This is a genomic window from uncultured Megasphaera sp., from assembly GCF_958350005.1.
Lineage (GTDB): Bacteria > Bacillota > Negativicutes > Veillonellales > Megasphaeraceae > Megasphaera.
In genome coordinates, this window is record NZ_CATWFF010000239.1 from 1 (window position 1) to 2,587 (window position 2,587).

General features: G+C 50.2%; 2 protein-coding genes. One reads left to right on the forward strand and one right to left on the reverse strand.

The annotated features are described in order from the left end of the window. Positions 1-165: 165 nt before the first annotated feature. On the reverse strand, positions 166-1,353 hold the full coding sequence (locus Q3886_RS09955; RefSeq protein ID WP_301861320.1) for a pyridoxal phosphate-dependent aminotransferase: 1,188 nt from the start codon (positions 1,351-1,353) through the stop codon (positions 166-168). A 227-nt stretch (positions 1,354-1,580) separates the two neighbouring features. Between Q3886_RS09955 and Q3886_RS09960 the strand changes: the two genes are divergently transcribed. Further along, the coding region (locus Q3886_RS09960) for an MFS transporter (RefSeq protein WP_301861321.1) at positions 1,581-2,587 on the forward strand (1,007 nt) is incomplete at its 3' end.

Here is a 2,587-nt window from a genome sequence, read left to right on the forward strand (position 1 = left end):
CACGCTTATCAGGCGTGCGCTCTAACCAGCTGAGCTATAGGCCCATTTCCTAACGGCTTGCTTAGTATACCATATCTACAGAAAGTGTCAAGGAATATTTTACATTTTATTGAAAATTCAAAAAAACAGAGAGAATGCACGCCTGATGCATCCTCTCTTCTTCACTTACTGGTACTGCTGAATCAATTGTTTAAAGGCCGCAAAGGAACGGCGAATCATATCAGGATCTACGCAGTACGAAATGCGGACATATCCGGGACAGCCAAAGCTGTCAGCCGGTACAATCAGCAGATTCAGCTGTTTTGCCTTGTCAGAAAAGGCCTTGGCATCCGGTTCCGGCGACTTGACGAACAGGTAAAAGGCCCCGCTGGGATAAACGCAGTCATAGCCCATGTCTTTCAGGCCGTTGTACAGGAGCTTGCGATTGGCATCATACAGGTTGATGTCCGACAGCTGCCCCAGACACTGCAGGATAACATCCTGGAACAGGTGCGGTGCGCAGACAAATCCCATGGACCGGCCGGCTCCGCAGACAGCAGTATACACGGTTTTGGCATCTGAGACGCAATCCGGCACGAGGATATAGCCAATACGTTCGCCCGGCAGAGACAGGGATTTGCTGTAGGAATAACAGATAATCGTGTTGGCGTAAAATTTCGGCACATACAAAATAGGCGCTCCGTCATACACGATTTCCCGGTATGGTTCATCGGAAATCAAATAAATGGGATGTCCTATTTCGGCCGATTTTTTGTTCAGCAGCGCTGCCAGTTTCGTATACGTATCGGCTGAATATACTGTACCGGCCGGATTATTTGGCGAATTGACGATGACAGCCCGCGTATGCGGCGTAATTGCCTGTTCCAGAGCCGTCAGCGAAAGCTGGAAGTGTTCCGTATCGGGCGGCAGAATGACTTCTTTTGCCCCGGCATTGTGCACGAACACCGTATATTCCGGGAAAAACGGCGCAATGAGAACGATTTCATCATCCGGTGTCTCAACGATGGCTTTCAGCGTAATCGTCAGCGATGCGGCAGCACCGCAGGTCATGTAAAAATTATCAGCCTTTACGCCAGCATCATAGGTGCGGTTCATATACTCTGCCAGTCCCTGCCGCACGGCGCTGTCGCCGGCTGCTGCCGTATACCCGTGTACGGCTACGGATTCGCGCGTATCCAGCAGGTGTTTAATCGATTCTTTGACGCATGCCGGTGCAGGAACGCTCGGATTGCCAATGCTGAAATCAAAGACGTTTTCCTTGCCTACAATAGCGGCCTGCTGCTGGCCATAGGCAAATAAATCGCGAATTACTGAAGCCTGCGATCCCAGGGCTATCATTTCTTGTGATGCCATAATTCATCAACCCCTTTTCATAGTTGTATATTCGTATTATACCATGAAAACGCCTGTATCACAGCATAGATATGAACAGGTAACCCCAGGATTCGTAAAATAATGATTCCGTTCACAAGGAACCGGCTCCTGCCATCATAGAAAGGGAAATTCATATATTGAAAACGGCCATATTCTGTGTCATACTATAGCATATTTATGCAATCATATTTCTGGAGGTCTTGTTGATGAAAAAACTCAATCCCTATGTATACCTGTTTACAATGGGCCATTTTTCCGTTGACTGGGCACAGGGCGCCATTCCTGCCCTGCTGCCGTACTTTATCAGCGTATGCCATCTGAATTATCAGGAAGCGGCAGCCCTTATCTTCGCCAATATGCTCTTATCCTCTGTGTCACAGCCGCTGTTCGGCTATTATTCCGACAAGATTTCCAAGCCCTGGTTCGTACCGCTCGGCCCCGTTCTCTGCGGTATCTGCCTGACTATTCTCGGCTTTACGGACCAATACTGGCTCATCTTTCTGTGCTCCATGTTCAGCGGCTTTGGCTCGTCCATTTACCACCCGGAAGCAGCACGTATGGTCAATAAAATTGCCGGTCCCCTCAAAGGGCAGGCTATGGGCAGCTTTTCCGTCGGCGGCAACGCCGGTTTTGCTGTAGGACCCATGGTCGCCGGATTCTGCGCCTATGCCTTTCATATATACGGGCTGGCCATCTTCGGCATCGTCAATCTGTGTGTTGCCCTGCTCCTCTTTACCCGTATGCCCCGCGTCCTGACTCAGGTACGAAAAGCAGATATCCAGGAGGCAGTGGAACACCCGAATGAAGAAAAGAAAAATGACTGGAACGCCTTCAGCAAGCTCTCTGTCGTCATCTTCGTCCGCTCTATTGGCTTTACTATCTGCAATGCCTTTATCCCTATTTACTGGATTCACGTCCTTCATGCATCGCCGGCGCAGGGCAGTATGGCCCTGTCCATCCTGTTTTCCATGGGCGTCGTCATTACCTTCCTGGGCGGTATCCTGTCGGACCGCTTTGGCTTCGTCAAAGTCATGCGCGGTGCCATGGTGCTCATGATTCCGTCTATGTTCTTCTTCGTCAACAGTACGAATGTATACCTTTCTACGGCCCTGCTGATTCCCGTTGCCCTGGCGTTGTTTGCGGCGTACAGTCCTATCGTCGTCCTGGGCCAGACCTTTCTGGAAAAGAATGTCGGCTTTGCGTCCGGCGTTAC